Here is a 25,787-nt window from a genome sequence, read left to right as displayed (position 1 = left end):
GGGCGGAAGCATCGCGGTCACAAGTCCCGCCCTGCCGACCAGAGCTCCTCGGCCGCGAGAGTCAGATCGATGGTCTGACGCAGCAGTCCGCCAAGCGTCGTCGACCTCAGCAGGGTGTACTTGTCGTACTCGCCCAGCGGGGCAATGGCCGCGAGCTGCCACGCGGCAGCGACGGGATCGTCGGACAGCTCGACGCCGGCATCCGTGTCGGGTTCCGCGACCCGGGCGACCACCCGCCGGACGATCGCTTTGGCCTCCGCGAGCAGGGGCGCGAGCGATTCGGACCACTCCAGATCCGGCAGCAGCGACAGTTCGGCCTGGGGGTAAGGATCGTCGTCGAGCCAGCGCTCTACCGTGAACCTCCGGGTGCCGACGCCGACGATGAGCAGGTTCTCGGCGCCCGCGGCGACGCTCACCAGTCGCGCCAACGTCCCGACCGATGCGCGCTGGTCGCCTCCGCCCGCCTCGGATCCACGCTCGATGAGGACGACACCGAACTCGAAGCCCGGTTCGTCCTCGTCCAGCAGCCGTCCGACCATCGTGAGATACCGGGGCTCGAACACCCGGAGCGGAAGCGGGACTGAGGGGAACAGCACGGACTGGAGGGGGAACATCGGCGAGCTGGCCATGACTCAGTGAATCACCGCTGACGTAGAGTGACCAGGTGCCCCGCCCCCGCCCCGAGAAGCCAGGACCCGGACAGGAGTCCGTGTGGGACTACCCGAGGCCGCCGCGCGTCGAGCAGGTCACGCCGCTCGTCACGATCCGCCTGGGTGGACAGGTCATCGTCGAGACCCGCGACGTGGTCCGGGTGCTGGAGACGAGTCATCCACCCGTCTACTACCTTCCGATCGGGGACTTCGTGGTCGGCGCGCTGATCGATGCCGACGGGTCGTCGTTCTGCGAGTTCAAGGGCACCGCTCGGTACCTCGACGTGCTCGGTGGTGGCGAGGTGCGGCGGGCCAGCGCGTGGAACTACCCCCAGCCGTCGCGCGGCTTCGAGCTGCTGCGAGACCGCGTCGCCGTCTACGCCCAGGCGATGGATGAGTGCACCGTCGACGGAGAGGTCGTCACCCCTCAGCCCGGCGGCTTCTACGGCGGCTGGATCACGAGCGCCGTCGCCGGGCCCTTCAAGGGGGTCCCGGGGTCGCTGGGCTGGTGAGGACGGCGAAGCGGAAGTTCACTAACTCCAGGGATTGACGAGATCGATCATTCGAACTCCGCCGACCGCGCGATATCGTCTCGATCCATCACGCCGAGTTCGTCCATGCCGCCCACTGCCTGGGCAGCGCGCAAGAGTTCCGCACCGATGTGCGGTGCACTTGTTGGGTTGGCCAGAATGTCGCTAATTCCGCCCTCCAGCACATCCTTGGCGATCCCAGGGAGGACCGATGCGAGTCGATGCCGGACGCTAGTGCGGCAGCAGCTGATCCAAGCGCGGGAGAGAACCCGGCATATCGTCAGTGAACCAAGCGTATTCGAAGGCACTGAGTCGCCCATCTTGGAGCCAGAAGAATGCGTGGCCGATGACGTTCTCGAGACGATCTAATGACGAGGGATCGCTGAGCACCAGGGCGCCCGGCCCAATCTGCCGACCCCCGCCCTGCGATAGCCCAGAAAAGTACTGGGGCGCCGCTGTGGGCGTGGCGATGTGACAGCTCTGCGATCCCTCGAACCACCAACCGTCGTGCTCGGCGACGTCGATCTGATCGAAGAGTACAGGAGCGTCCGGTCCGAACGAGGCAAGCCGCCGCAGCAGCTCCCTCTCAGCCTGGGTGAATGGTCGGGTCATACCGACGGTTCTTCCGTCGCGACGGAAAGCGTCGCCAGCCGCTGGCTCAGCAGCTCCGGCGTAGGCACACCGATCATCCAGCTCGCTCCCCGAGGTCACACGTTGAAGCGGAACTCCACCACGTCGCCGTCCTGCATGACGTAGTCCTTGCCCTCGATTCGGGCCTTGCCCTTCGCCCGGGCTTCGGCGATCGAGCCGGCCGCGACGAGGTCGTCGAAGCCGATGACCTCCGCCTTGATGAAGCCCTTTTCGAAGTCGGTGTGGATGACTCCCGCCGCCTGCGGGGCCTTCCAGCCCTTGCCGATGGTCCACGCGCGCGACTCCTTCGGGCCGGCCGTGAGGTACGTCTGAAGGCCGAGGGTGTCGAAGCCGATCCGGGCGAGCTGGTCGAGCCCGGACTCGGTCTGGCCGGTGGAGGCGAGCAGCTCGGCGGCGTCGTCCGGCTCGAGGTCGATGAGCTCGGACTCGAGCTTCGCGTCGAGGAAGACGGCCTGAGCGGGGGCGACGAGGGCGGCGAGCTTCGCCTTGGCGACGTCATCCTGGAGAACTGAGTCGTCCACGTTGAACACGTAGATGAAGGGCTTCGCGGTGAGCAGTCCCAGCTCGCGAATCGGTGCGAGGTCGAGGCCGGATGCCGAGAGCGGGGTGCCGTCGTTGAGCACCTTCTGCGCGGCGAAGGCCGTCTCAAGAACCGCGGGCTCGAGCTTCTTGGCCTTGACCTCCTTCTCGTAGCGGGAGATCGACTTCTCGAGGGTCTGCAGGTCGGCGAGGATGAGCTCGGTGTTGATGGTCTCCATGTCGCTCGCGGCATCCACCCGACCGTCGACGTGCACGACGTCGGGGTCGACGAACCCGCGGATGACCTGGGCGATCGCGTCGGCCTCGCGGATGTTCGCGAGGAACTTGTTGCCGAGGCCCTCGCCCTCGCTCGCCCCCTTCACGATGCCCGCGATGTCGACGAACGAGACCGGGGCGGGCAGGATGCGCTCGCTCCCGAAGAGCTCCGCGAGCACGGTCAGGCGCGGGTCGGGAAGGTTCACCACGCCCACGTTCGGCTCGATCGTCGCGAACGGGTAGTTCGCGGCGAGGACCGTGTTGCGCGTGAGCGCGTTGAAGAGCGTCGACTTGCCGACGTTGGGAAGACCGACGATCGCGATAGTGAGAGCCACGGTCGTCTAGCGTACCGGCGGCCGCGCGCTAGGCGGCGCGGTGTCGAGAGCGCATGCCGGAAAAAGTATGATGTAACCCTCAGCGAGGAGAGGATCTGCGTGAGCGAGACGACCCAGGCGAGCCGTGCGGATTTCCACTACGTCGAGCCGGCATCGGGCGGCCGGGTGGTCGCCGAACTTCGGTTCCCCCTGCACGACGCGAGCGTCCGCGTGTTGCACCCCTTCAGTTGGGATGCGAAGTTTCGAGGCCTCACGATCGACGAACTGGATACGGACGGCGGTCGCACGCTCGTCTCCGGTCCCTATGCTGCGGCCGACGCCGCGGCTCTCGGTGCGGGCGCCGACTTCGATCTCCGGCCGGACGACGGCACCGATATGACCCGGTACCTCGCGCACGGCCGGGTCTCCGAGCCCGGGGACCGGATCCAGGATGCCGCGGGCTGGTGCACCCTCGCCGGCGTCACCGACGACGGCTCGCCCCTCGCCGCCGCCCTCGCGCTCGACTACAGCGGCACAGCACTGACGGAGATCGAGCAGTACGACGACGGACTGCGCGTGCGGCTCGCCCTGCCGGCGCAGACATTCTCCCCCGTGGGCTCCGTCGAGCTTCCCGGCGCCTGGGTTCGCGTGGGCCCCGGCGGTCACGACGACGCGGAGGACTGGCTTCGGGAGCTCATCCGCCTCACTATCCCCGAGCGCGCGACCGGGCCGTTGCTGCCTCCCGTCATCGCCGACACCTGGGGGTTCGGCGAGGAGATCGACCCGAGGCGCGTCGAGGCCTTCTTCAATGCCGCGGCCGGGCTCGGCGTCGAAGTCGTCACCGTTGACAAGGGGTGGGAGCTCCACGTGGGCGACTGGGTCGCCCGGCCCGGATACGTCGACGGCGTGGCGGGCCTCGCGCGGCTCGCCCACGACCGCGGAATGGCGCTGGGCCTCTGGGTGGGGGCGGGCAACGCCTCGCCCGAGTCGACAGTCGCGCTCGAGCATCCCGACTGGCTGACGACCTGGCGCGGGCAGCGCCCCCTACTGTCGTTCCGGAACCACGCGCTCTGCCTGGGCCACGCCCCTGTCCGCGACTACGTTTTCGAACGGCTGGACTCGCTCGTGCGTGACGGGGTCGACTGGCTGCTCCACGACTTCGAGACGATCCCGCGCTGCGACGCGACCCTGCATACCCACGACCCCGGGGCGGGTGAGGATGCTGCGGTACGCGGGTGGTACTCGATCCTCGCCGAGCTGCGGCGCGAGCATCCCGCGCTCGTGATCGAGAACTGTTGGAACGGCGGTCGTCCGCTGGATCTGCAGATGATCGCCCACCACGACACGACCATCGGCGACGACTGGTGCCAGTCCGGCTTCAACCGGGTCGCGAAGCTCGGTCTGGGGCGCTACCTGCCCTCGAGCTGGTGCACCGCCTACATGTCCGACGAAGACCTCTCCGCCCGGGCGCAGCTCGCGACCTACGCCGTCGGCGGCCCGTGGGTCCTCATGGGCGACCTCCCCGGCTGGACCGCGGAGCACCGCGCACTCGTCTCGACCGCGATCGACGTGTACCGGCGCTGGCGGACGGCCGACATCGAGGCGCGGGCGATCGAGCCGCGCACGGTCGGGGAGGTGAGCGCCGTCGCCACGAGTCCGCGCTCGGACGGCTCGCAACTGCTCGCGGCGACCATCAGTGTCGACCAGGTCGGCGGTCCGGCCCGCTGGTACCCGGACGCGGCCGGCCCGGTGATGCTCACCGATGAGTGGACCGGGAGCCAGCGGCGCCTCACCGCCGACGAGGTCGCGGCGGGCATCCCGCTCGACACGTCGGAGCCGACCGGGCTTCTCTTGAGCGTCCGGCCGATAGCGACTCTCTAGCGCGACCACCCGACATCACAGCGGTGCGGCGTGCCCTCCGCGGCAGCGTCGGTGCCCCGTGTGACGATCGGCGTGTGCCGCTGAACTTCACCGCGATCGACTTCGAGACCGCCAACAACTCCGCTGCGAGCGCGTGCTCGGTCGGCATGGTGAAGGTCCGAGACGGCGAGGTCGTCGACTCGGCGTACTGGCTCATCAAGCCGCCGATCGGCTACGACTCGTTCCTCGAGTGGAACGTGCGCATCCACGGCATCATGGCCGCGGATGTCGTCGACGCGCCGTTCTGGAGCGAGCAGCTGCACGACTTCACGTCGTTCACGGAGAACGACGTCCTCGTCGCCCACAACGCGAGCTTCGACATGGGCGTGATCGACTCCGTGAGCCGCGCGAGCTTCGTCCCGACCCCCGTGCACGACTACCTGTGCAGCCTGCAGATCGCGCGCAAGACCTATCACCTCGACTCCTACCGCCTGCCGTCGGCGGCGATGGCCGCCGGCTTCGAGGACTTCGAGCACCACAACGCCCTCGCCGATGCCCAGGCGTGCGCGGCGATCATCGTCCACGCCGCGCGTCGCCACGGAGCCGACTCCATGCATGAGCTCGCCGAGCTCACCGGGGCGCGGATGAAGCGGCTCGGCGCCCTGGCAGCCGACGTGCCGCTCTCGGCGTAAGCGCCCCGGAGGGCTACCCGTTCTGCGGGAAGCCCAGGTTGATGCCGCCGTGGCTCGGGTCGAGCCAGCGGCTCGTGACCGCCTTCTCGCGGGTGAAGAAGTTGACCGAGTGCGGGCCATAAGCCTTGGCGTCACCGAACAGCGAGTCCTTCCAGCCACCGAACGAGAAGTAGCCGACGGGAACGGGGATCGGCACGTTGATGCCGACCATCCCGACGGTCACCTCGCGCTGGAAGCGGCGGGCCGCTCCCCCGTCGTTGGTGAAGATCGCCGTTCCGTTGCCGTACTGCGACCCGTTGATGAGCGCGAGCCCTTCCTCGTAGGTCTTCACTCGCACGACGGAGAGCACCGGGCCGAAGATCTCGTGGGTGTAGACGTCGGACGTCGTCGGCACCTTGTCGATGAGGGTGGGGCCGAGCCAGAAGCCGTTCGCTCCGCCGTCGGCCTTCACGCCGCGGCCGTCGACGACGACCTCGGCGCCGTCCGCGATCGCGACGTCGATGTAGCCCGCTACCTTGTCGCGGTGCTCCTTCGTGATGAGCGGGCCCATGTCGCAGCCCTTCGTGCCGTCGCCGACGGTCAGCCCCGACATGCGCTCGGTGATCTTCGCGATGAGGTCGTCCGCGACGGGCTCGACGGCGACGACGACGGAGATCGCCATGCAGCGCTCGCCCGCCGAGCCGAAGCCCGCGTTGACGGCGGAATCCGCGACGAGGTCGAGGTCGGCATCCGGCAGCACGAGCATGTGGTTCTTCGCGCCGCCGAGGGCCTGCACCCGCTTGCCGTTCTTCGACGCGGTCTCGTAGATGTACTTGGCGATCGGGGTGGAGCCCACGAACGAGATGGACGCGACATCGGGGTGCTCGAGCAGGGCATCCACCGACTCCTTGTCGCCGTGGACGACGTTGAAGACGCCGTCGGGCAGGCCCGCCTCCTTGAGGAGCTGAGCCATCCAGATCGCCGCCGACGGGTCCTTCTCGGAGGGCTTCAGGACGACCGTGTTGCCCGCCGCGATCGCGACCGGGAAGAACCACAGCGGCACCATCGCCGGGAAGTTGAAGGGGCTGATGATGCCCACCACTCCGAGCGCCTGCTTGACGGAGTAGACGTCAACGCCGGTCGAGACGTTCTGAACGATCTCGCCCTTGAGGAGATGCGGGATGCCCGTCGCGAACTCCACGACCTCCATGCCGCGCGCCACCTCGCCGAGGGCGTCGGAGGTCACCTTGCCGTGCTCGTTGGTGAGGATCGCCGCGACCTCGTCCTTGCGCGCGTTGAGCAGCTCGCGGAACGCGAACATCACCGCCTGGCGCTTCGCGACGGATGCCTCGGACCACTCCGGGAACGCGGCCTTCGCCGCCTGCACGGCGGTATCGACGTCGGCGACGGTCGCGAGGCGCACCTCGCGCGACACCGACCCCTCGGCGGGGTTGTACACGGGGGCGGTGCGGGTGGATGCTCCGGCGAACGACGCGCCGCTCACCCAGTGGTCGAGGATGTCAGTCATGGGCCCAGTCTGACCGGGTGTCGATCTGCGATCAAGGGCTGAACACGCACATGCAATCTGCGATTCTGCAGATTCTCAATCGCCGGGCACGAGCTCATGCCGGCGGGCGGCAACCTCCTCGACGAGCGCGTCGCGGACGAGGCGCACGGCATCCACGGCGAGAGCGTCGCGCCGCACCGACAGCGAGAACTGCACCCGGAAGTCCACGAGCTCGGGCAGCACCGGCACGAGGTCCGAGTCGCGGTCGGCCATGAACGCGTGCAGCAGGCCGATACCCGCACCCGCCTTCGTCGCCTCGAGCTGCGCGAACGCGTTCGTGGAGCCGAAGCGCACGTGCATCCCGCCGAGCACCGGCGCGAGATCCAGCTCGCGCACCGTGAGCAGCGCGTCGACGTAGAAGACGAGCGGGTGCCGCTCGAGGTCGCCGAGCGAGGAGATGGGCGGATGCTCGGCCACGTAGCCGCGAGACGCGTAGAGCCGCACCGAGTACGGCGCGAGGGACTCGCTCGCGAGCCGCGAGCTCGCGGCCGACCCGACCGTGACCGCGAGGTCGAACCCCGAGCCCCGCAGGCTCAGCGGACGGGTGGACGTCACGAGCTCGACGGTGACGCCGGGATGCTCCCGCTGAACCCGCGCGAGGGCGGGCACCGCGAAGAGCGTGCCGAACGCCTCCGGGGCGACCAGTCGCACCGTGCCGCGAACGGTGTCGCTGCCGCCGGACGCTGCGCCGAGCACCTCCTCGACGAGGTGCTCGAGCGGAGCCGCGCGCGCCGCGACGTCGCGACCGATCGCGGTGAGCTCCCAGCCGTCGGCGCCGCGATCGAGGAGCCGGACGCCGAGGGCCGCCTCCAGGCGGTCGAGCCGCCGGCGGACGGTGGTGTGATCGACGCCCAGGAGGGTCGCCGCGGAGACGAGACGGCCGGAGCGCGCCACGGCCAGGAGGTAGCGGAGGTCGTCCGTGCTGACGTCGAGCGGATCGGGAGCCGGGGTCGCCATGGGTTCACCCTATGCCGGGGTTGCGGCCCGACGATGTCCGAGGCTGCTGGCACACTGTCGGCATGGACCCTCTCCTCGCTCTCCTGGTCGGGCTGGCCGTCGGCGTCGCGCTCGGCGGGGTCATCGGCGTACTCGTGGCTCGCTCGCGCCGCGCCGACGGTGTGGATCCGGCAGTGCTCGAGGCCCGCCACGCCGCTGTCGTCGCCGAGGTGCGCGCTCAGGAGGCAGAAGCGCGGTCGGAGGTGCACGCTCGCCTGTCCGCAGCGCTCGCGAGCCTCGAAACGGTCCAGCAGCAGCTCGTCGACACGCAGGAGCAGTACCGCGGCCTGATCGACCGCCAGCGCGCGGATGCTCAGGCGCAAGCCGATCGCGAGCAGCGGGACTCGAAGGTGCTGCAGGCCCTCACGCCCGTGCAGGAGACCCTCCGGGCGATGCAGCTCAAAGTGGCCGATCTGGAGCAGCAGCGCAGCCAGCAGCACGGCGAGCTCACCCAGCAGCTTCGCGCGGCGACCGAGTCGGAGGAGCGGCTCCGGGCGACCGCCGAGTCGCTCGCGTCGGCTCTGCGCAACAACGCGACGCGCGGCGTGTGGGGCGAGACCCAGCTGCGCACGCTCGTCGAGTCGGCGGGCCTCATCAACCGCGTCGACTTCACGGAGCAGTCGACGATCCTGTCAGAGTCGGGCTCCCGCCGCCCCGACATGGTGCTGAACCTTCCCGGCGGCAAGTCGATCGCCGTCGACTCGAAGGTGCCGTACAACTCCTACATCGACGCGAGCGCGATCCCGGCTACGGCGACCGGCGAGGAGGCCGCACGACGCGCGACCCTGCTGTCCCAGCACGCCAAGCAGGTGCGCGCCCACGTCGACGCGCTCTCGGCCAAGAACTACTGGACCGGCCTCGAGGCGAGCCCCGAGTTCACCATGGCGTTCATCCCCAACGAGTCGCTCCTCTCGGTCGCACTCGAGCAGGATCCGTCGCTGCTCGAGCACGCGTTCTCCAAGCGAGTGCTGCTCGCCTCCCCGGTGAGCTTCTGGGCCGCGCTCAAGACAGTCGCCTTCACCTGGCAGCAGGACGTACTCACTGAGGACGCCAAGCGGCTCTTCGACCTCGGCAAGGAGCTGTTCGGTCGACTCGCGACTCTCGGCGAGCACGCGGAGAAGCTGCGCCGGTCGCTCGACTCGACCGTGTCGAGCTACAACCAGTTCGCGACATCCCTCGAATCGCGGGTCTTCGTGACGGCGCGCAAGCTCGACGCCCTCGACGAGTCGAAGGTCATCCCCGCCCCCGGCATCATCGAGAACCGGCCGAAGCAGCTCACCGCCGTCGAGCTCGAGCTCGCCGCGCTCGACGAGATCGAGGGCGTCGCTCGCCCCGAGCTCGACATCCCCGACCTGCCGGTCGCTCAGCCGAAGAAGTCGAGCAAGACGGCCTAGTCGCGGAGGTCCTCCGGGCGCGCCCTCACTCGAGTTGCGACTTACGCATCTTCCCGGCCCGATTCATGGTCACGGAAGATGCTTAAGTCGCAACTCGGCGGCTAGAGCGCTACTCCCCCAGCCACTTCTCGGCCTGGTGGTCGGCCGTCACGCGGCGGATCGTGCCCGAGTGCGAGCGCAGCACGATCGACTCGGTCCGGATGATCGGCCCCAGGCGCTTCACGCCCTGCACGAGCCCGCCGTCGGTGACCCCCGTCGCGACGAAGAACGTGTTGTCGCTGCGCACGAGGGTATCGGCGTCGTAGACGTGGTCGAACAGGAGCCCGGCATCCTGCCCTCGCCCGCGCTCGTCGTCGTCCTTGGGGTGCAGAACGGTCTGGATGACTCCGCCGAGAGCCTTGATCGCGCACGCCGTCGCCACACCCTCCGGGCTGCCGCCGATGCCCGCGCAGATGTCGATGCGCGTGCCGTACAGCGCGGCATTGATGCCTCCCGCCACATCGCCGTCAAGCATGAGGCGGGTGCCGGCGCCGGTGGCCCGGATGTCCTCGATGAGCTGGGCGTGGCGGGGGCGGTCGAGCACCGCGACGACGATCTCGTCCACGGGCTTGCCCTTCGCCTTCGCGAAGGCGCGGATGTTCTCGCCGATCGGCTTGCGGATGTCGATGACGCCGTGGCCCTCGGCGCCCGTGACGATCTTGTTCATGTAGAACACGCTCGAGGCATCCAGCATCGTCCCGCGGTCGGAGACGGCGATCATCGACAGCGCGTTCTGGCGGCCCGCCGCCGTGAGCGACGTTCCGTCGATCGGGTCGACGGCGATGTCGCACGCCGGGCCACGACCGGTGCCGACCCGCTCGCCGTTGAAGAGCATGGGCGCCTGGTCCTTCTCGCCCTCGCCGATGACCACGGTGCCCTCGAAGTCGACCGTGCCGAGGAACTTGCGCATGGCGTCGACGGCGGCACCGTCGGCGCCGAGCTTGTCGCCCTTGCCGATGAACGGCACGGCACGGATGGCCGCGGCCTCCGTCGCTCGGACGAGCTCGAGGGCGAGGTTGCGGTCGGGGTGGAGGAACAGCGTTCCCGTTTCGGTGGACAGCATGAGGACTTCCTGCGTGGAGGGTCGAAACGCTGTGGTGGCAGTTCGTTCGGTGAACCAGCCCGCCCAGCCTACCGGTCGGCGCCCGCCCGAATCCCGGATCGCTAGACTTTCACCGCCACCACCTGACTTCTTCGAGGAGACGCTCGCATGCCCGTTGCCACCCCAGACCAGTACGCCGAGATGCTCGACAAGGCGAAGTCGCGCGGCTTCGCCTACCCCGCCATCAATGTCTCGTCGTCGTCGACGATCAACTCGGTGCTCCAGGGCCTCACCGAGGCGGGCTCCGACGGGATCATCCAGGTCACGACGGGCGGCGCGGACTACTTCGCCGGCCAGAGCGTCAAGGCACGGGCATCCGGCGCTCTCGCGTTCGCCGCGTTCGTCACCGAGGTCGCCAAGAACTACCCGATCACGGTGGCCCTCCACACCGACCACTGCCCGAAGGACGCCCTCGATGGCTTCGTCATGCCGCTCATCGCGGCCTCGGAAGCCGAGGTCAAGGCGGGCCGCAACCCGATCTTCCAGTCGCACATGTGGGATGGCTCGGCCGTGCCGCTCGCCGAGAACCTCGAGATCGCGAAGGAGATCCTGCCTCGCATGAAGGCGATCAACGCGATCCTCGAGGTCGAGATCGGCGTCGTCGGCGGCGAGGAGGACGGCGTCAGCCACGAGATCAACGAGCACCTGTACACGACGCTGGATGACGCGATCCAGACCGTCGAGGCGCTCGGCCTCGGTGACAACGGCCGCTATATGGCGGCCCTGACATTCGGCAACGTGCACGGCGTCTACAAGCCCGGCAATGTGAAGCTTCGACCCGAGCTCCTGAAGGAGATCCAGGACGGAATCGCGGCGAAGTACGGCACGGGCCCGAAGCCGCTCGACCTCGTTTTCCACGGCGGCTCCGGCTCGACGGACGAGGAGATCGCGACGGCGGTGGCGAACGGCGTCGTCAAGATGAACATCGACACCGACACTCAGTACGCCTACAGCCGGTCCATCGCCGACACCGTGCTGCGCAACTACGACGGCTTCCTCAAAGTCGACGGCGAGGTCGGCAACAAGAAGATCTACGACCCGCGCGCGTGGGGCAAGCTCGCCGAGACCGCGATGGCGGCCCGTGTGGTCGAGGCCACGCAGCAGCTCGGCTCGGCCGGGCACTCCGGAAAGTAGCGGCCCCTCTCCCGCCGCGCACGGGTCAGTTGCGCGGCGGGATTCGGAACGTCAGCCGGTCCCGGTCGAACTCGAGGTCGTCGACGGCGGTCTTCAGCGTCAAGTAGTACGGGGCGAAGTGCATGATGCGCCTTCCCTCCGGGAGGGCGAGGTCCATGCTGATGGCTGCCGCCGTCGAGCCGTCCGGTGCTCGGCGCAACTCGATCATGAGCGAGTCGCTGTCCGCCTCGGGCGACTCGAGGATCGCGCGCAGCATCGCCAGCACCGCGGTGCGCTGCGCGTTCGTCATGAGTCGGGCGAGTCGATCCGGGTCCACCACGACGAGCCGTGAAGTCGATGCGATGGAGTCGAGCCAGCTTTCACTGGCCTGGGTGATCAGGTCGTCCCGCAGCCGCCGGGCCAGCTGCCCAGCGAGAGCGCGGTCCTCCGGGGTGACGCGTCCGGCGTCGGCGACGGATTCGAGGAAGGGTCGCGCTCGGCCGATAAGCCGCGCGACGGTCTTGTGTTCGAGCTCGGCCACCGCCTCGTCCCGCGCCTGCTGGCCGACGACCATGATGCGCGACGGACTCTCGAGCATCGGCAGCATGGTGCTCACCAGCGAGTAGGCGAACAGCGTGGAGGCCGCCGTCGCCATGACGACGGGGAAGCCGATCATCACCGCCGTCATCACCGGGCCGACATAGTCGTTGACCGGGTAGAGGATCGCCATGCTCGCCCCGACGGTGACGATCGTGGTCGCACTGCCGAGCACCCACATCGTGCGGGCGGGCAGATACGGTGACAGGCACAGCAGGATGATCGCGGGAGCCGCCGGCCCCCACCACAGGTTCAGGTTGAGCTCGGTACCGCGGTAGTCGAGCGCCGAGAGCACGAGGCCGAGGATCGAGGTCGCGAGGGCGAGGGTCCCCGTGCCCCAGCCGATCGGCCTCTGCAGGGGTCGCGTCCGCACGTGGATGAGCAGGGCGGCGATGACGTTGAGCAGCAGTCCGGCGAGCTGGAGCCAGGGATGCTCGCTCGTCGACCACGACGTCGCGGTGATGACCGCCCCGCTCACGAAGATGAGCCCGGAGAGCGCGAGCGGGAGGTACGGCCCGGTGAACCAGCTCAACGGGTCGACCTGCTGCGCCGAGAGCACCACGTAGCGGCTACGCGCCATGGCCGGCCTCCTCGTGCCGGGTGACCTGGTCGATGACGGGCACGCGGACGACGATCGAGGTGCCGGCGCCCGGGGCAGACCAGATGCGCGTCGACCCGCCGATGGCGCGGACCCGCTCGACGACGGAGTGCGTGAGGCCGAGCCGGTCCTCGGCGATCGTCTCGGGGTCGAAGCCGCGCCCCTGGTCGCTCACGACGAACGTGATCTCGCGATCGGTGCCCCCGAGGTCGACCTCGGCAACGGTCGCACCGGAGTGCTGCAGCACATTCTCGAGGCAGGCGCGGAGCACGTCGATGAGTACGTCGGGCACTCCGGCCGCGAGCCGATAGATTCCGCTGCCGCTGCCAGTGACGTGCACGGTGAGGCCGCGCCACTGCAGGTCGTTGAGGAGGGTGCTGATGCGGTTACGCAATTCGGAGTCCTGCGCGTCGACGACGATGTCGGCCGATTCGCGGAGCCAGTCGGGGCTCGAGAGAGTCGCGAGGTCCTCGCGAAGCCGCGAGCGCATCCGGTCGTCGAGCTCGTCGGGCGCGTTCATGACGAGGGCGAGGTCGTTGAGGAGGGTGTCGTGGACCGTCGCCGTCACGCGGTCCCGCAGCCCCTCCGTGTACGCACCACGGCGGGTCTGCTCCTCGAGCTGGTCGAGGTCGGGGACGCGCCGACGCAAGCTCACCTGGATGAGACCGAAGGCACCGTACACGACGACGACGAGAACGAGGGTGAGCACCGGACCGTAGCCGGAGGTGAACGGCGTGCCGGTGAGGACGGCCGTCGTCGCGGTCACGCCGGTGGAGAGTCCGAACCCCACGACCGCCCACAGGATGCCCGCCCGCACGGTCGAGGCTGTGACCCCGGCCAGCACGAGCGCGGTCGCGGGCCTGTTGAACAGGTACAGCGCCTCGTGCAGCACGTCCGGCCGGGCCTCGACGAGGGTGACCTGGAACACGATGGCGCCGGCCGTGCCGAGCACGAGGAACACGGCGAGCCCGACTCGCGATGGGCGGATGACCATCCCCACAGTGACAGCGAGCAGTACGACGAGCACGAGGTAGGGGATGACGGCGATCGCCCCGATGTCGTGCGTGGTCGCATACTCCGCGAGCATCGGGATGCTGAGTGCGAACAGCACGGCGTTGACCGCGCTGAACGAGCGCGCGGCCGCTCCGGTGATGACGCGCGCCGCGACATCCCGGGGCAGGACGGCGACGCGCACGTCAGCCTCCCGCGGTCCGCTGCGCGTACTCGAGGAACGCCGGGTCCTGCAGGATGATCGCGAAAAGGAAGCCGATGGCGACGATGCCGGCAAGGACCCCGCCCGCGAGCGGCACCCAGAAGGCGCGCTTGCGGCGCCCGATCCGCACGAGCGACCACGCGACGACGACCGCAAGGAGGCCCGCCCTGACGATGTTCAGCACCACGCCCATCGAATCAGCGAGTCCGATCGAGGTGAACTCGCCGATCCCCTGTACTCGATACGCCTCCTGCAACGCGGAGCCGAGGGAGGCGTAGAGGGGCCACTGCGCGACGACGTCGTACACGCCGACGAGCAGGAGCACCGTGGTGAGGACGATGTCGCCCGTGCGGCGCCGCTCCGGCTCGGGCGCGGGCTCCGGGATGCTCGGCGGCGGGTACTGCGGAGCCGGGGGCGGCACGTCCGCGTACTGCCCCCAGCGCGGCTGAGGCCGCGGGTCCGGAGTGGGCTCAGTCATCCTTCTGCCAGTCGAGGCGGCGCCTGCCTCCGAGGGCGCGCTCGTCGGGGTTGCCCTGCGCATCGGTGCGGAGCTCCTTCGGGAGCGAGAACATGAGGTCCTCCTCCGCGGTGACGACGGTCGAGACATCCGCGAATCCCGCGTCCGCGAGGTCGTCGAGCACCTGCTGCACGAGAACCTCCGGCACGGATGCCCCGCTCGTGACGCCGATCGTGGAGACCCCGTCGAGCCATTCCTGCTGGATCTCGCTCGCGTAGTCGACGCGGTGCGCGGCGCGCGCTCCGTTCTCGAGGGCGACGTCGACGAGGCGCACGGTGTTCGAGCTGTTGGCGCTGCCGACGACGATCACCAGCTCGGCCTCTTCGGCGACCTTCTTGATGGCGACCTGTCGGTTCTGGGTCGCGTAGCAGATGTCGTCGCTCGGCGGGTCCTGGAGAGTGGGGAATCGCTCGCGCAGCAGGCGGACGGTCTCCATCGTCTCGTCGACGCTGAGCGTGGTCTGCGAGAGCCATACGAGCCGGTCGCGGTTGTCGACCTCGATTGTCGCGACATCCGCGGGGCTGTTGACGAGAGTCGTGCGCTCGGGCGCGTGCCCCATCGTGCCCTCGACCTCCTCGTGTCCCGCGTGGCCGACCAGGAGGATCTGGTAGTCGTCGCGGGCGAAGCGGGTCGCTTCGCGGTGCACTTTGGTGACGAGCGGGCAGGTCGCGTCGATCGCCTGCAGGTTGCGGTCCTTGGCGCCCTGGACGACGGCGGGCGACACGCCGTGCGCACTGAACACGACGTGGGCGCCCTCGGGCACCTCGGCGACGTCGTCGACGAAGATCGCGCCCTTCTTCTCCAGGGTGGAGACGACGTGGATGTTGTGCACGATCTGCTTGCGCACGTAGACGGGCGCGCCGAAGTTCGTCAGCGCCTTCTCGACGGCGATGACGGCGCGATCCACACCCGCGCAGTATCCCCGAGGCGCTGCGAGGATCACCCTCTTGGGTCGGGGGGCCGGGGTATCCTTGAGCCGCTCGCGGCGGGAGGGAATCGTCGGCACGTCGAGCGACGTGACCGCTCCGTTGGAAATGGTGCCCACCCGTCAATTCTAGGAGACACAAGCGAAAGGTCCGGTGGCCGTGGCTGCAGACGACGCCCCGTCGACCGTCGACTCCCCGTGGCCGGTCGCGCTGCTCTCCAGCAAGATCAAGGGCTGGATCGACCGGCTCGGCACCGCGTGGGTCGAGGGGGAGATCACGCAGTGGGGCGTGTCGGGCGGCAACGTCTACGGCAAGCTGAAAGACCTCGAGGCCGACGCCACCATCTCCTTCACGATCTGGTCGTCGGTGAGGGCGAAGATCCCCGCCGACCTCAAGCAGGGCGACCGCGTCGTCGCGGCCGTCAAGCCCAACTACTGGGTCAAGGGCGGCACGCTCACGATGCAGGTGTTCGAGATGCGCCACGTCGGCCTCGGCGACCTGCTCGAGCGGCTCGAGCGGCTGCGCCAGACGCTGCGCGCCGAGGGGCTCTTCGACCGCAAGCGGCCGCTGCCGTTCCTCCCCCGCTGCATCGGCCTCATCACCGGCAAGGACAGCGACGCCGAGAAGGACGTGCTGCGCAACGCGCAGCTGCGCTGGCCCGCCGTGAGGTTCCGCGTCGTCCACGCCGCCGTGCAGGGCGATCGCGCGGCGGGCGAGGTGACCTCCGCCATCCGACTACTCGACGCGGACCCCGAGGTCGACGTCATGATCGTCGCGCGCGGCGGGGGCGACTTCCAGAACCTCCTCGTCTTCAGCGACGAGACCCTCGTGCGGGCGGCCGCCGCGAGCGGAACCCCGATCGTGAGCGCTATCGGCCACGAGGCCGATCGGCCTCTCCTCGACGAGGTGGCCGACCTCCGGGCATCCACCCCCACCGACGCCGCCAAGCGCGTCGTGCCCGACGTCGCCGAGGAACTCGCTCGAGTACAGCAGGCACGGGCATCCGTGCGACTGCGGGTCACCCAGCGGATCTCGACCGAGATCGACCGAATCGAGGCGCTCCGCTCGAGGCCGGCGCTCTCGAGCGCGACGTGGATCGTCGACTCCCGCGCCGAGGAGCTCGGCCGCTATGTGTCGCGCAGCCGCGACCTCGTGGAGCGCGTGCTCGAGCGATCGACGACGCGGGTCGGCGAGCTCGCCGGCCACTTGCGCGCGCTCTCTCCGCAGCGCACCCTCGCGCGCGGCTACGCCATCGCCCAGCTCCCGGATGGCCGTGCCCTGCGTTCGACGGCGGATGCGACCCCCGGCACCTCCCTCCTGCTCACCGTGAGCGACGGCAAGGTCGCGACCACGGTCGACCCCCGCCCCGCCAGTTAGGATCGAATCGTGGCCCCGGAATCGACCCCCGACGTCAGCGCCCTCAGCTACGAGCAGGCGCGCGACGAGCTCATCCGCGTGGTCAACGAGCTCGAGCAGGGGTCGGCGACCCTCGAGGATTCGCTGGCCCTGTGGGAGCGCGGCGAGGCCCTCGCCGCGCGCTGCGAGGAGTGGCTGAAGGGCGCGAAGGAGCGCCTCGACGCCGCCCGGGCCGCGGCGGAGTGATGGCCGAGAAGCAGCCCGCGGTCGTCGCCGAGCTCGGCCGACCGGAGACCCCCCAGGAGACCGCGGACCGTCGCGCGGCGGCCTCCGCCAAGCGGCGCGCCAACCAGACGCTCTTCAACCTCGTCGTCGCGACGATCGCCTCCCTCGGCATCGTGCTCTTCCTCGTCGTCGTCGTGGTGCGCCCCGACCCGGGACCCCGCCCGGCTGTGGACGTCTCGTCGACCGCCGCGGAGGCGCAAGCCGGAGCGGATGCCCCGCTCCTCGTCCCCGCCCTGCCCGACGGCTGGTCGGCCAATGCCGCTCGATTCGGCACCACGGAGCAGGTGCCCACGTGGTACGTGGGCTACCTGACCCCCGGCGAGGAGTTCATCGCCCTCAACCAGGGCATCGGCGCCAACGCCACCTGGCTCGCCTCGGTCGTCGACGACCTCGAGCCCACCGGGTCGACGACCATCGACGGGATCGAGTGGACGCTCTACGACAACCGAACCTCACCCGACCCCGGCAACCACGCCTTCGCGATGTCGACGACCGCCGGCGACTCGACGATCGTGCTGCACGGCACCGCCGCCGACGCCGAGTTCGACCTCATCGCCACCTCCCTCTCGACAGAACTGGCAGGACAATGACGACGACCCCCGCCCAGGCTTGGGCCGACATGCTCCGCGGCAACGAGCGCTTCGTCGCGGGAACCCCCGCGCACCCCCGGCAGGACGTCGAGCGCCGCACCGAGGTCGCCCCGGCCCAGTTCCCGGATGCCGCCCTGTTCGGGTGCAGCGACTCGCGGCTCGCGGCCGAGATCATCTTCGACAAGGGGCTCGGCGATCTCTTCGTCGTCCGCAACGCGGGTCAGGTCATCTCGGAATCGGTCGTCGGCTCGCTCGAGTACGCCGTCGGGGTGCTGCACGTGCCGCTCATCGTCGTCCTCGGGCACGACGAGTGCGGTGCGGTTCGCGCCGCCATCGACTCGCAGGGCCCCCAGGCACCCGAGCTGACGCCGCACATCACCAACCTGATCGCCCCGATCCTGCCCGCCGTGCGCCGTGTCGCGCAGTACCGGCGCGTTGACCCGGCCGCGATCGACGCCCACGCCGTCGGCCGCGAGCACCTCCGGGACACGATCACCGAGCTGCTCGAGGCATCCGAGCTCATCCGCGAGGCGGTCGCCGCCGGTACGCTGGGCATCGTCGGCGCCAACTACCGCCTCCTGGAGGGCCGCGCCGAGCCCGACGTGACCGTCGGCCTCGCGGACGCCCCCACCGGACTCTAGAACCCCGTCCCCACCCCTCAGCGAAAGATGCACAGCGAAGTGACCGAACCGCAGTACCGAATCGAGCACGACACCATGGGCGAGGTGCGGGTTCCCGCGAGCGCCCTCTACGGCGCGCAGACGCAGCGGGCGGTGGAGAACTTCCCGATCTCCGGCTCGGGGCTCGAGCCGGCGCAGATCATCGCGCTCGCGCGAATCAAGCGCGCCGCCGCCATCGTCAACGGCGAGTTCGGCATCATCGACGCCGGTATCGCGCAGGCGATCGTCGGAGCCGCGGACCGCATCATCGCCGGCGAGTTCCACGACCAGTTCCCGATCGACACGTACCAGACGGGCTCGGGCACGTCGTCGAACATGAACATGAACGAGGTGCTCGCGCACCTCGCGAGCGAGTCGCTCGGTTCAGCCGTGCATCCCAACGACCACGTCAACGCGTCGCAGTCGTCCAATGACGTCTTCCCCACCTCGGTCCACATCGCCGTCACGAGCGCCCTGCTCAACGACCTCATCCCCTCGCTCGAGCACCTCGCCGTCGCCCTCGAGGCCAAGGCGGAGCTGTGGAAGACGGCGGTCAAGTCTGGCCGCACACACCTCATGGATGCCACGCCCGTCACCCTCGGCCAGGAGTTCGCAGGCTACGCGCGCCAGATCCGCCTCGGCATCGAGCGCATCCGCTCCTCCGTCCCCCGCGTCGCCGAGGTGCCGCTCGGCGGAACCGCGACCGGCACCGGCATCAACACCCCGCTCGGCTTCCCTCAGCGCGTCATCGAGGTGCTCGCCGCCGACTCGGAGCTGCCGATCACCGAAGCACTCGACCACTTCGAGGCCCAGGGCGCGCGCGACGGCCTCGTCGAGGCCTCCGGCGCGCTGCGCGTCATCGCCGTCTCCCTCATCAAGATCTGCAACGATCTGCGCTGGATGGGCTCGGGACCCAACACGGGGCTCGGAGAGCTGCACATCCCCGACCTGCAGCCCGGCTCCTCGATCATGCCCGGCAAGGTCAACCCCGTCGTGCCCGAGGCCGTCCTGATGGTGTGCTTCCGAGTGATCGGCAACGACGCGACCATCGCGTGGGGCGGCGCCTCCGGTAGCTTCGAGCTCAACGTCGCGATCCCCGTCATGGGCACCGCTCTGCTGGAGTCGATCCGGTTGCTCGCGAGCTCCACTGTCGTGCTCGCCGACAAGACGGTCGTGGGTCTCGAGGCGAATCTCGAACGGGCCAAAGCTTTCGCCGAGTCGTCGCCCTCGATCGTGACGCCGCTCAACAAGATCATCGGCTACGAGTCGGCGGCGAAGATCGCCAAGCACTCCGTCGCGAAGGGAATCACCGTGCGCGAGGCCGTCATCGACCTCGGGTTCGTGGAGCGGGGCGAGGTCACCCTCGAGCAGCTCGACACCGCCCTCGACGTCATGTCGATGACGCACCCCGGCTGATCACGAGCGCGATCCAGTACCCCGCCAGCAGGTAGGGCCCGAACGGGATGCCCGCCCGGCGGCCACCCCGCAGCGCGGCCACGGCGCCCACTCCCCCGATCAGGAACGCGGTCACCGGCGCGACGACCGCCGCATCAACCGAGACCAGCCCGGCGGAGAGGCCGAGGACTCCGGCGAGTTTGACGTCGCCCATGCCCATGCCGCCGAGGACGGCGAGCAGCAGGAGCGCCGCACCATAGCCCGCACCCGCGATGAGCGCGACGAGGGGAAACACGCCGGAGACCGCCCACTGCCCCGCCGCGCCGACGAGTCCGACGGCGAAACCGGGGAGAACGAGTCGGTTCGGGAGACGGTGCTCGCGCACATCGATCGCGGCGAGAGCGGGCGACACCACGGCGAGATACAGGGCCGGGAGCGCGCGCGGCTCGATGCCCGTCGATGCGACCGCGAGCACCGCGAGCGTCGCGGCGGCGGGCAGTCCCCAGCCTGCGGTGGCGGTGCGCCAGGACACGGTCGATGTGGTGGCGTCGGCGGAGCGCATGAGCGCGAGGCTAGCCGGGGTCGCCGGATGCCGGGGGGCGGGCATCCACAGGCCTACTCCTCGATAACGGGGACCTCGGAGATCGGCGTCCCGTCGAGGGCGACGACGGGTCGCTCACCGAGCGGTGCCGCGAGCTGCAGCGGGATGAGGATCGAGCCGGTCACGGTCGAGTCGACGGGGCATCCCGCGACGCTGTCTCGCTCGGTGCCGTCGTCGGCCGTCGGCAGTCCGTAGTAGACGCCGACTCGCACCTCGGTGTCGGTCTGCACGAGCACGACCGCGCGCGGGATGCACAGGATGGGACCGCGCACGTTGATGACGATGTCGGCGAAGTCGAGGGCCCCATTGCCGACGGGCGGGAGATCACCCACCAGTCCGTTGGGGTCGGCATCACCGAGGAGCTCGAATTCGCGCAGGCGCGTGACGTAGCCGGGGATGTCGTCCTCGAAGTCCTGGTAGGCGGCGACCGGGATCTCCACGAGTCCGGGAGGCGCTCCCGGCGCCGAGGTGACGATGCGGTTGACGACCGTCGGGGCGACGGTGCCCCACATGGCCTGGAGGGGCGTCTCGGGCCGCTCCTGGGTGGGCGTGCGGGCGATCGCGCTCGAGGCCGACACTCCGACGACGGCGAGGAGACTCACGAGGGCCAGCCCCGAGACGAGGCGGCGCACACCGTAGGCGGTGCCGCCGGGCTCCGCGTCGTGCTCGTCGGCGACGCTCCAGCCGACCAGCGAGCGCCACTGACCACGCGGCGCGACGAGCCCCCACAGGAACAGCAGTCCCAGCGAGAACGCGACGATACCGAAGACCCACCCCACGACGTAGACCCTACGCGGTCAGCGCCGCGGGGTGGGAATCGACTCGATGCGAGCTGACGTATTGTCAGCGAGTTGTTATGCGAGCTCGTTGCCTTCGAGCATCTCGGTGACGAGAGCGGCGATGGCGGACCGCTCCGAGCGCGACAACGTGATGTGGCCGAAGAGCGCGTGGCCCTTGAGCGTTTCGATGACGGATGCGACGCCGTCGTGACGACCGACGCGGAGGTTGTCCCGCTGGGCCACGTCGTGCGTGAGCACGACGCGGGAGTTCTGACCGATGCGGCTGAGGACGGTCAGGAGCACGTTCCGCTCGAGCGACTGCGCCTCGTCGACGATCACGAACGCGTCGTGCAGGGAGCGACCCCGGATATGCGTGAGCGGCAGCACCTCGAGCATCCCGCGCTCGAGAACCTCGTCGAGGACGTTCTGCGAGACCACCGAGCCGAGGGTGTCGAACACCGCTTGGGCCCAGGGGTTCATCTTCTCGGCGGCGTCGCCCGGCAGGAATCCGAGCTCCTGGCCGCCGACCGCGTACAGCGGGCGGAACACCATGATCTTGCGGTGCTGCTGCTTCTCGAGCACGGCTTCGAGCCCCGCGCACAGCGCGAGGGCGGACTTGCCGGTTCCCGCGCGACCGCCGAGCGACACAATGCCGACCTCCGGGTCGAGGAGCAGGTCGATCGCGAGGCGCTGCTCCGCCGAGCGGCCGTGCAGCCCGAAGATGTCCCGGTCCCCGCGCACGAGCTTGAACTCGCCGCGTCCCGTCACCCGCCCGAGCGCCGAGCCGCGGTCGGAGTGCACGACGAGTCCGGTGTTGACGGGCAGATCCTGGACGAGTCGCGAGTGGAGCACCTCCTCGTCGTAGAGCTTGGCCATCTGCTCGGAGCTCAAGTCGATGTCGGCCTGCCCGGTCCAGCCGGAGTCGACGGCGAGCTCGGCCCGGTACTCCTCGGCGGCGAGGCCGATCGAGGCGGCCTTGACGCGGAGCGGGAGGTCCTTGGACACGACGGTGACGTCGAGCCCGTCGGCGGCGAGGTTCATCGCCACCGCGAGAATCCGCGAGTCGTTGTCGCCGAGCTGCAGGCCCGACGGGAGCACCGACATGTTGGAGTGGTTGAGCTCGACCCGCAGCGACCCGCCGTCACCCACCGCGATCGGGAAGTCGAGGCGCTCGTGCTGAACCCTCAGCTCGTCGAGGTTGCGCAGGGCCTGCCGCGCGAAGTAGCCGATCTCGGGATCGTTGCGCTTGGCCTCGAGCTCCGTGATGACGACGACCGGCAGCACGACGTGGTGCTCGGCGAAGCGGAAGACCGCCTTCGGATCCGACAGGAGAACCGAGGTATCGAGGACGTAGGTGCGCTCGGCTGTCGCCGCGCCTCCCGTCCGATCCTGCGTCTGCTTCGGCTGGGCTAGCTCGGCCACGTGCGCTCCTCACACCCGGGGTGACCCCCGGATCCACTCCGCGAGACGGCCGCTGTGGGTTAGCACAGATCGCGAGACGAACTTACGTGGCCGTCCCGATCAGGCGCCATACCTGATGAGTTGACGCTAGGCGCGATTGCCGACGGGATCGGCGCGACACGCCCGCGCGGCGTGTGTCGGGCAGGTTAACTATGCGGCGGTCGCGAACGAGATGAGGGCGGCACGGAGCATCCCGATCGTCTCGTCGTCCGTGGTCGCGTGAGGAGCGAGCCGAACGGCGCCGCCGCGGGTGGTCGCGGTGATGCCGTGGTTGTGCAGGGATGCCGTGAGGATCGTCAGCCGGTCGAGCCGGGGCTGCAGCACCACGATGCCGGCCCGCTCGCGCTCGTCGCGCGGCGAGACCACCTCGACACCGAACTCGTCGGCCAGATCGATGATCTGGGAGACGCGCTCGGCGACCCGCTCGAGAACGGCAGCGGAGCCGACCATCGCGAGCTCCTCGAGCGCGGCCGCGAGCCGGGCCTGGGCGACGGGGTCGGGATGGCTGATCTGGAACGCCGCGGCACCGCGCGTGGGCGGCAGGACCTCGTCGAGGGGCGTCTCTTCGGCGTCGGTGGCTGAGAACCCCGACAGGAGGGGCGACAGCCGCTCCGCCGCGCGATCGCTGAGGGCGAGGAATCCGGTGCCCCAGCCGGCGCGGACCCACTTCTGCCCGCCGGAGACGACGACGTCTGCGAGGTGCCACGGAGCGTCGACGAGCCCGAAGCCCTGCATCGCGTCGAGGACGAGGAAGCGGTCTCCCACGACCTCCCGCACTCCCTCGAGGTCGAGCAGGTAGCCGGTGCGGAAGTCCACGAGGCTCACGCCCACGGCGGTGATGTCGTCGGTGAGGCGCTCGCGGAGGGCGCCCGGGGTGACGCGTCCGTGATCGGGCTCCAGCCATACGGGCTCAAGCCTCCCCACAGCATCGTGGGCGCGCTGCGCTGCGAACGTGAGACTCGGGAACTCCGCGGGCGAGATCGCGATGCGGCCGTCGAGACCGAACAGCGCGTGCATGAGACCCTGGCTCGTGTTGGGCTGGAACACGACCTGCTCGTCGCGGGAGCGCAGAGTTGTCGCGACCGCCGCCCGCGCCCGCGCATCCTGCTCGGCGAGGGTCGCGAGGGTGCCGAACCGCGCCCGTCCCAGCAGGCTCGACTGCGCGCTCTCCTCGTCACGCACTGTGCGCCCGACCGGCCCGACGCGCGCGAAGTCGAGGTAGCCGGGCTCGTCGGTGAACCGTTCGAGGTAGTCGTCCAGGGATAGTTGCGCCGTCATTGGCCGAACCTCCGATGCCGTCGTCCGAAGTCGCGCAGGGCGCGGAGGAAGTCCACCTCGCGCAAGTCGGGGCCGAGGGCCTCGACGAAGTAGAGCTCGCTGTGCGCGCTCTGCCACAGCATGAAGTCGCTGATGCGCTGCTCGCCCGAGGTGCGGATGATGAGGTCGGGGTCCGGCTGTCCCCCGGTGTAGAGGTGCTCGCTGATGAGCTCGGGGGTGAGCAGATCGGCGAGGTCGTCGAGCGTGCCGCCCTTCTCCTGGTGCTTCTCCACGATGCTGCGCATCGCGTCGGCGATCTCGCGCCGGCCGCCGTAGCCGATGGCGAGGTTGACGTGGAGGCCGGTGTTCTCGGCAGTGCGCTTCTCGGCCTCGGCGAGCCTCTCCCGCAGCCCCGCCGGGAGACCCTCGACCGAGCCGACGTGCTGGATCCGCCAGTCGCGGAAGTGCGAGAGGTCCTCGGCGAGGTCTCCGATGATCTCGAACAGTCCCTCGAGCTCATCGCTCCCCCGCCCCGTGAGGTTGTCGGTCGAGAGCAGGTACAGCGTCGCGACCCGAATCCCGAGGTCGTCGCACCACTCGAGGAACTCGCGGTACTTCGCCGCTCCCGCGCGGTGCCCGTGCGCAGCGGTCTCGAGCTCCCTGAGCCGAGCCCATCGGCGGTTGCCGTCGATGATCATGGCGACGTGGTGCGGCAGGTCCCGAGCGGCCAGCTGTCGCCGAAGCCGGTTCTGGTAGAGGCCGTAGAGCAGTCCCCTGCCGAACGGAACCTGGCGCTCACTCACACGCCAACGTTAGTCCACCGGGCGCGCACAGCTTGCTGTAACAAAGCGGGCCTACAGTGGCGGGATGACCGTCGAGACGGAACCCGGTGCCGACCTGCCCAACGTCCCGCTGCTCGACGACGCGATCGCGTACCAGGCTGTCGACAAGAAGCCGACGTGGCGTGGCTGGATCCACGCGGGCACGTTCCCCGCGGCGATCGCGCTCGGCGTCATCCTCGTCGTGCTCGCCGACGGAGTCGCCGCCAAGGCGAGCTCGGCGGTGTTCTTCGCGAGCTCGCTCCTGCTCTTCGGCACGTCGGCCCTGTACCACCGCATCAATTGGAGCCCGAGGGTGAAGGCGGTCTTCAAGCGCATCGACCACGCCAACATCTTCCTGCTCATCGCGGGTTCCTACACCCCGCTGTCGGTGCTGTGCCTGCCCACCGACAAGGCGATCATCCTGCTCTCGCTCGTCTGGGGCGGGGCGCTGCTCGGCATCGGCTTCCGCGTCTTCTGGATCGGCGCCCCCCGCTGGCTCTACGTGCCTCTCTACGTGCTCCTCGGCTGGGCGGCGATGATGTTCATCGTCGACTTCTTCCAGGCCGCGTGGGTCTCGATGATCCTCATCCTCGTCGGAGGACTGCTCTACACCGTCGGCGCCGTCTTCTACGGCTTGAAGCGGCCCAACCCGTTCCCGGGACGGTTCGGCTTCCACGAGCTCTTCCACACGTGCACGCTGCTCGCGTTCCTGTGCCACTGGACCGCGATCTTCCTGATCGCGATCCACCCGCCGATCCTCGGCTAGTCTCCCGTCGCATCCTTCGGCTCGGATGCGGAGCGCTCGGCCTCGAGCTGCTCGGTCACCTCGGCGCGATACCGGATGCGGCGGACGCGCCGGGTCATGTCGATCACGAGCAGCACGGTCGCGACCGCGATGATGAAGGTGACGGCGAAGCCGACGACGCCGGGGGTGACGAGGTTCGGGTCGCCCTCGTACGCGGGCAGCGGGCTCGGGGTGGGGTCGAGCATCCAGAGAATGAGCATGTGCCGTCGATCTTCTTCCTGCTCGCGTAGCCTAGGTGTAAAGCC

General features: G+C 69.5%; 27 protein-coding genes. 11 read left to right on the top strand and 16 right to left on the bottom strand.

Annotated elements, in window-relative coordinates; genetic code table 11:
• Positions 1-17: 17 nt before the first annotated feature.
• Positions 18-629, bottom strand: coding sequence for an LON peptidase substrate-binding domain-containing protein (locus Q5716_RS03510; RefSeq protein ID WP_305001702.1), 612 nt, complete (start codon positions 627-629; stop codon positions 18-20).
• A gap of 35 nt (positions 630-664) precedes the next feature.
• Here Q5716_RS03510 and Q5716_RS03505 point away from each other — a divergent pair, with 35 nt between their 5' ends.
• Complete coding sequence (locus Q5716_RS03505) at positions 665-1,162, top strand: DUF427 domain-containing protein (protein WP_305001701.1); 498 nt, start codon at positions 665-667, stop codon at positions 1,160-1,162.
• 249 nt (positions 1,163-1,411) lie between these two features.
• Here the strand turns inward: Q5716_RS03505 and Q5716_RS03500 are convergent, their stop codons facing one another.
• Complete coding sequence (locus tag Q5716_RS03500) at positions 1,412-1,792, bottom strand: hypothetical protein (RefSeq protein ID WP_305001700.1); 381 nt, start codon at positions 1,790-1,792, stop codon at positions 1,412-1,414.
• Positions 1,793-1,887: 95 nt separating this feature from the next.
• Positions 1,888-2,961 carry a redox-regulated ATPase YchF gene (ychF, locus tag Q5716_RS03495; protein ID WP_305001699.1) on the bottom strand — a complete coding sequence of 358 codons (1,074 nt, stop codon included), beginning with the start codon at positions 2,959-2,961 and terminating at the stop codon, positions 1,888-1,890.
• Between the two features lie 99 nt (positions 2,962-3,060).
• On the opposite strand from ychF, the gene Q5716_RS03490 reads away from it, so the two are divergent.
• Both Q5716_RS03490 and Q5716_RS03485 read left to right on the top strand, forming a co-directional pair.
• Positions 3,061-4,821: a glycoside hydrolase family 36 protein gene (locus Q5716_RS03490; protein WP_305001698.1), complete on the top strand. Its 1,761-nt coding sequence runs from the start codon at positions 3,061-3,063 to the stop codon at positions 4,819-4,821.
• A gap of 74 nt (positions 4,822-4,895) precedes the next feature.
• Positions 4,896-5,492 (top strand): exonuclease domain-containing protein, encoded by a 597-nt coding sequence (locus Q5716_RS03485; RefSeq protein ID WP_305001697.1) that lies wholly within the window; start codon positions 4,896-4,898, stop codon positions 5,490-5,492.
• Between the two features lie 13 nt (positions 5,493-5,505).
• On the opposite strand, the gene Q5716_RS03480 is transcribed toward Q5716_RS03485, so the two are convergent.
• On the bottom strand, positions 5,506-6,999 hold the full coding sequence (locus Q5716_RS03480) for a CoA-acylating methylmalonate-semialdehyde dehydrogenase (RefSeq protein WP_305001696.1): 1,494 nt from the start codon (positions 6,997-6,999) through the stop codon (positions 5,506-5,508).
• 75 nt (positions 7,000-7,074) lie between these two features.
• The gene (locus Q5716_RS03475) at positions 7,075-7,995 is read right to left on the bottom strand and encodes a LysR family transcriptional regulator (RefSeq protein ID WP_305001695.1); all 921 of its coding nucleotides are present in this window, start codon (positions 7,993-7,995) and stop codon (positions 7,075-7,077) included.
• Positions 7,996-8,057: 62 nt separating this feature from the next.
• Here Q5716_RS03475 and Q5716_RS03470 point away from each other — a divergent pair, with 62 nt between their 5' ends.
• The gene (locus tag Q5716_RS03470; RefSeq protein WP_305001694.1) at positions 8,058-9,428 is read left to right on the top strand and encodes a DNA recombination protein RmuC; all 1,371 of its coding nucleotides are present in this window, start codon (positions 8,058-8,060) and stop codon (positions 9,426-9,428) included.
• A 109-nt stretch (positions 9,429-9,537) separates the two neighbouring features.
• Here the strand turns inward: Q5716_RS03470 and glpX are convergent, their stop codons facing one another.
• The gene (gene glpX / locus Q5716_RS03465) at positions 9,538-10,530 is read right to left on the bottom strand and encodes a class II fructose-bisphosphatase (RefSeq protein ID WP_305001693.1); all 993 of its coding nucleotides are present in this window, start codon (positions 10,528-10,530) and stop codon (positions 9,538-9,540) included.
• A 147-nt stretch (positions 10,531-10,677) separates the two neighbouring features.
• Here glpX and fbaA point away from each other — a divergent pair, with 147 nt between their 5' ends.
• On the top strand, positions 10,678-11,703 hold the full coding sequence (gene fbaA, locus Q5716_RS03460) for a class II fructose-bisphosphate aldolase (RefSeq protein ID WP_305001692.1): 1,026 nt from the start codon (positions 10,678-10,680) through the stop codon (positions 11,701-11,703).
• A 25-nt stretch (positions 11,704-11,728) separates the two neighbouring features.
• Here the strand turns inward: fbaA and Q5716_RS03455 are convergent, their stop codons facing one another.
• The 4 genes from Q5716_RS03455 to Q5716_RS03440 are packed head-to-tail and all read right to left on the bottom strand — an operon-like array spanning position 11,729 to position 15,652.
• Complete coding sequence (locus Q5716_RS03455) at positions 11,729-12,859, bottom strand: hypothetical protein (RefSeq protein WP_305001691.1); 1,131 nt, start codon at positions 12,857-12,859, stop codon at positions 11,729-11,731.
• Positions 12,849-14,072, bottom strand: a complete 1,224-nt coding sequence (locus Q5716_RS03450; protein WP_305001690.1) for a sensor histidine kinase — start codon at positions 14,070-14,072, stop codon at positions 12,849-12,851. The genes Q5716_RS03455 and Q5716_RS03450 overlap by 11 nt, the downstream gene beginning before the upstream one ends.
• A 1-nt stretch (position 14,073) precedes the next feature.
• Complete coding sequence (locus Q5716_RS03445; RefSeq protein ID WP_369523967.1) at positions 14,074-14,568, bottom strand: DUF6264 family protein; 495 nt, start codon at positions 14,566-14,568, stop codon at positions 14,074-14,076.
• Positions 14,561-15,652, bottom strand: a complete 1,092-nt coding sequence (locus Q5716_RS03440) for a 4-hydroxy-3-methylbut-2-enyl diphosphate reductase (RefSeq protein ID WP_434056582.1) — start codon at positions 15,650-15,652, stop codon at positions 14,561-14,563. Before Q5716_RS03440 ends, Q5716_RS03445 begins: the two co-directional genes overlap by 8 nt.
• A 34-nt stretch (positions 15,653-15,686) precedes the next feature.
• On the opposite strand from Q5716_RS03440, the gene xseA reads away from it, so the two are divergent.
• From xseA to Q5716_RS03415, 5 genes are read left to right on the top strand one after another with little or no spacing between them, the layout of a single operon-like run.
• Positions 15,687-16,910, top strand: a complete 1,224-nt coding sequence (gene xseA, locus Q5716_RS03435) for an exodeoxyribonuclease VII large subunit (protein WP_434056581.1) — start codon at positions 15,687-15,689, stop codon at positions 16,908-16,910.
• Positions 16,911-16,919: 9 nt separating this feature from the next.
• Positions 16,920-17,135: an exodeoxyribonuclease VII small subunit gene (locus Q5716_RS03430; RefSeq protein WP_434056580.1), complete on the top strand. Its 216-nt coding sequence runs from the start codon at positions 16,920-16,922 to the stop codon at positions 17,133-17,135.
• Positions 17,135-17,764 carry a DUF4245 domain-containing protein gene (locus tag Q5716_RS03425; protein WP_305001687.1) on the top strand — a complete coding sequence of 210 codons (630 nt, stop codon included), beginning with the start codon at positions 17,135-17,137 and terminating at the stop codon, positions 17,762-17,764. The genes Q5716_RS03430 and Q5716_RS03425 overlap by 1 nt, the downstream gene beginning before the upstream one ends.
• Complete coding sequence (locus Q5716_RS03420) at positions 17,761-18,405, top strand: carbonic anhydrase (RefSeq protein WP_305001686.1); 645 nt, start codon at positions 17,761-17,763, stop codon at positions 18,403-18,405. Before Q5716_RS03425 ends, Q5716_RS03420 begins: the two co-directional genes overlap by 4 nt.
• Positions 18,406-18,444: 39 nt before the next feature.
• Positions 18,445-19,839, top strand: a complete 1,395-nt coding sequence (locus Q5716_RS03415) for a class II fumarate hydratase (protein WP_434056579.1) — start codon at positions 18,445-18,447, stop codon at positions 19,837-19,839.
• On the opposite strand, the gene Q5716_RS03410 is transcribed toward Q5716_RS03415, so the two are convergent.
• The 5 genes from Q5716_RS03410 to Q5716_RS03390 form a co-directional block, all read right to left on the bottom strand.
• The gene (locus tag Q5716_RS03410) at positions 19,814-20,380 is read right to left on the bottom strand and encodes a prepilin peptidase (protein WP_305001684.1); all 567 of its coding nucleotides are present in this window, start codon (positions 20,378-20,380) and stop codon (positions 19,814-19,816) included. The two genes, Q5716_RS03415 and Q5716_RS03410, sit on opposite strands and share 26 nt — an antisense overlap.
• Positions 20,381-20,433: 53 nt before the next feature.
• On the bottom strand, positions 20,434-21,198 hold the full coding sequence (locus Q5716_RS03405; protein ID WP_305001683.1) for a hypothetical protein: 765 nt from the start codon (positions 21,196-21,198) through the stop codon (positions 20,434-20,436).
• A 75-nt stretch (positions 21,199-21,273) separates the two neighbouring features.
• Entirely contained in the window at positions 21,274-22,620 is a 1,347-nt protein-coding gene (phoH2, locus tag Q5716_RS03400) for an RNA 5'-3' helicase PhoH2 (protein ID WP_305001682.1), read from the bottom strand.
• Between the two features lie 189 nt (positions 22,621-22,809).
• A complete protein-coding gene (locus Q5716_RS03395; protein WP_305001681.1) occupies positions 22,810-23,937 on the bottom strand; it encodes an aminotransferase class V-fold PLP-dependent enzyme in 1,128 nt (375 codons plus the stop codon).
• Entirely contained in the window at positions 23,934-24,719 is a 786-nt protein-coding gene (locus Q5716_RS03390) for an isoprenyl transferase (RefSeq protein ID WP_305001680.1), read from the bottom strand. Before Q5716_RS03390 ends, Q5716_RS03395 begins: the two co-directional genes overlap by 4 nt.
• A gap of 64 nt (positions 24,720-24,783) precedes the next feature.
• On the opposite strand from Q5716_RS03390, the gene trhA reads away from it, so the two are divergent.
• The gene (gene trhA, locus Q5716_RS03385; RefSeq protein WP_305001679.1) at positions 24,784-25,503 is read left to right on the top strand and encodes a PAQR family membrane homeostasis protein TrhA; all 720 of its coding nucleotides are present in this window, start codon (positions 24,784-24,786) and stop codon (positions 25,501-25,503) included.
• On the opposite strand, the gene Q5716_RS03380 is transcribed toward trhA, so the two are convergent.
• Positions 25,500-25,742, bottom strand: a complete 243-nt coding sequence (locus Q5716_RS03380) for a hypothetical protein (RefSeq protein WP_305001678.1) — start codon at positions 25,740-25,742, stop codon at positions 25,500-25,502. The two genes, trhA and Q5716_RS03380, sit on opposite strands and share 4 nt — an antisense overlap.
• Positions 25,743-25,787: the final 45 nt, after the last annotated feature.

This window comes from Antiquaquibacter soli, assembly GCF_030580675.1.
GTDB classification, from domain to species: Bacteria; Actinomycetota; Actinomycetes; order Actinomycetales; family Microbacteriaceae; genus Rhodoglobus; species Rhodoglobus soli.
The sequence above is the reverse complement of the archived record's forward strand: the minus strand, read 5'-3'. Positions and strand labels throughout refer to the sequence as shown.

Excerpts from the sequence above, each read along its gene's own strand:
- Q5716_RS03445 (WP_369523967.1), bottom strand. The coding sequence starts at position 14,568 with ATGACTGAGCCCACTCCGGACCCGCGGCCTCAGCCGCGCTGGGGGCAG.
- Q5716_RS03480 (WP_305001696.1), bottom strand. The coding sequence starts at position 6,999 with ATGACTGACATCCTCGACCACTGGGTGAGCGGCGCGTCGTTCGCCGGA.
- Q5716_RS03420 (WP_305001686.1), top strand. The coding sequence starts at position 17,761 with ATGACGACGACCCCCGCCCAGGCTTGGGCCGACATGCTCCGCGGCAAC.
- trhA (WP_305001679.1), top strand. The coding sequence starts at position 24,784 with ATGACCGTCGAGACGGAACCCGGTGCCGACCTGCCCAACGTCCCGCTG.
- glpX (WP_305001693.1), bottom strand. The coding sequence starts at position 10,530 with ATGCTGTCCACCGAAACGGGAACGCTGTTCCTCCACCCCGACCGCAAC.
- Q5716_RS03470 (WP_305001694.1), top strand. The coding sequence starts at position 8,058 with ATGGACCCTCTCCTCGCTCTCCTGGTCGGGCTGGCCGTCGGCGTCGCG.
- Q5716_RS03500 (WP_305001700.1), bottom strand. The coding sequence starts at position 1,792 with ATGACCCGACCATTCACCCAGGCTGAGAGGGAGCTGCTGCGGCGGCTT.
- Q5716_RS03410 (WP_305001684.1), bottom strand. The coding sequence starts at position 20,380 with ATGCGCTCCGCCGACGCCACCACATCGACCGTGTCCTGGCGCACCGCC.
- Q5716_RS03475 (WP_305001695.1), bottom strand. The coding sequence starts at position 7,995 with ATGGCGACCCCGGCTCCCGATCCGCTCGACGTCAGCACGGACGACCTC.
- Q5716_RS03380 (WP_305001678.1), bottom strand. The coding sequence starts at position 25,742 with ATGCTCATTCTCTGGATGCTCGACCCCACCCCGAGCCCGCTGCCCGCG.
- Q5716_RS03425 (WP_305001687.1), top strand. The coding sequence starts at position 17,135 with ATGGCCGAGAAGCAGCCCGCGGTCGTCGCCGAGCTCGGCCGACCGGAG.
- Q5716_RS03395 (WP_305001681.1), bottom strand. The coding sequence starts at position 23,937 with ATGACGGCGCAACTATCCCTGGACGACTACCTCGAACGGTTCACCGAC.
- Q5716_RS03510 (WP_305001702.1), bottom strand. The coding sequence starts at position 629 with ATGGCCAGCTCGCCGATGTTCCCCCTCCAGTCCGTGCTGTTCCCCTCA.
- fbaA (WP_305001692.1), top strand. The coding sequence starts at position 10,678 with ATGCCCGTTGCCACCCCAGACCAGTACGCCGAGATGCTCGACAAGGCG.
- Q5716_RS03455 (WP_305001691.1), bottom strand. The coding sequence starts at position 12,859 with ATGGCGCGTAGCCGCTACGTGGTGCTCTCGGCGCAGCAGGTCGACCCG.